This window comes from Trichococcus patagoniensis (genome assembly GCF_003051085.1).
GTDB classification, from domain to species: domain Bacteria; phylum Bacillota; class Bacilli; order Lactobacillales; family Aerococcaceae; genus Trichococcus; species Trichococcus patagoniensis.
The window spans coordinates 1-1643 of record NZ_QAOM01000044.1 but is presented as its reverse complement, the minus strand read 5'-3'; the positions used below and the strand labels follow the sequence as shown (position 1 = coordinate 1643).

Here is a 1643-nt window from a genome sequence, read left to right as displayed (position 1 = left end):
GACAATGTCATTAACTTAAGCGACTTGACATCTGAAAAAAGCGAGAATGCATTCAATTGTGCATTCTCGCTTTTGTTTTGTGTTGGAAGGAGGATTTTTTTCCAACTCTCCTAGTTTCCAGTTATACTTAATGTAGGAAATATGGGCTGTAATTTATAAGGAGGGATTAGAAATGATGGTCCAAATGATGGCGTTCCAAGAATTTATCGAAGAAGCCCAAACTATTTATCTGGAAGATATCCGCGAAGGGAATCCACAAGCATTTACCCGAAAAAGGAAAACTACCCCGCTCGCATTGATGCTTCAAATGTTTGCGCAAAAGGGAAACTCGCAATTTTGCGAACTCCTAAATTTCTACGAGAACCTGGGGAAACCCCTGGACATTTCGACCGTCGCTTTTTATAAGGCCAGAATGAACTACAACCCCAAAGCCATCCGGTTGATGATGACTGACTACATGTCTATGGTTTATGAAGAAAATGATGACCAGTTGGTCAAGCTAAACGGGTACATTGTGACCGCGATAGACGGCTCAGACATCATCCTGCCCTCCACGGAGGAAAACACCACAAAGTACGGTATGTCTCATAATCCCCAGGCATCAGCCAATCCGGTGATGGCATCCGTCTCCATACTCTATGATTGTATCAATAAATTGGTGATTGACACGTTTGTCGGTCCGTACAAAAGCAGTGAGCGCGACTCGGCTTCGCAACACCTCCACGTGTTGAAAGAAACGCTCCGACAGCCGACCATCACCGTGTTTGATCGCGGCTATTTCTCGATGCGGTTGGTCCACCAACTGAACCAGGACGGGCAGAAATTTGTGATGCGGATGAATCATCGGAACTTAAAGCGTTATTCTAGCCAGCTGTCTGCAGGGCAAGACAAATCCTTTGAAGTCACCTTTACCCGTTCCCAGACAAACTACTACCGGAACGACCGGATCTTTCGAGCGACCTTGATGAACACAGTTTATCCCTTGCGTTTTGTAAAAATCCCACTTCGCAAGCAGGACAGCGGGAAGATAGAGGACGAAGTCCTTTTGACGAATTTAACACCCGCTGAATTTTCAGCCGACGACTTGAATGAAGTATACCGGTTGAGGTGGGGAATCGAAACCGCCTATAATATATTGAAAAACCGGATGAAGTTAGAGGAGTTCAGCGGCATCCGGGAACGGCTGATCCTTCAGGATATTTATTGTAGTGTCTGGTTGTACAACCTGACGATGCTTCACCTGATCGAAGTGAGCGAAACAAGAGAAATCCCCCAAGAACGCTATAAATATGAAATGAAGCAAAATATCAGCATCGCTATTGGAATCGTGAAGACCTACTTCATCGAATCAATCATGGGTGAAACACGTGAACAACGGAACGAAAGTTTCGAGCACATGAGTGCACTGCTTACCAAGCACCTTGTCCCCGTCCGCCCACATAGGGCGGCCAAAAGGAAGAATCCGGTGAACAAATCCAGACGATCTTATCGTTACACATATTAGGGCAACTTTCCTCCTGGGGATGCCTTATTTTGTTGCGTCTTCGATTGCCAGAAACGAAAGAGACAGGTAGAAATGAGAGAGTACTTCTCCCATTTCTACCTGTCTCTTATTTGTCAATGCCCTTAAGTTAATGACATTG

General features: G+C 45.2%; 1 protein-coding gene. It reads left to right on the top strand.

Annotated features, from left to right (window positions below; translation table 11 throughout):
- Positions 1-172: 172 nt before the first annotated feature.
- Positions 173-1504, top strand: a complete 1332-nt coding sequence (locus tag C8U37_RS14290; protein ID WP_245879854.1) for an IS4 family transposase — start codon at positions 173-175, stop codon at positions 1502-1504.
- The last annotated feature ends 139 nt before the right edge of the window (positions 1505-1643 follow it).

Coding starts and splice junctions, on each gene's coding strand:
- C8U37_RS14290 (WP_245879854.1), top strand. CDS start 173: ATGATGGTCCAAATGATGGCGTTCCAAGAATTTATCGAAGAAGCCCAA.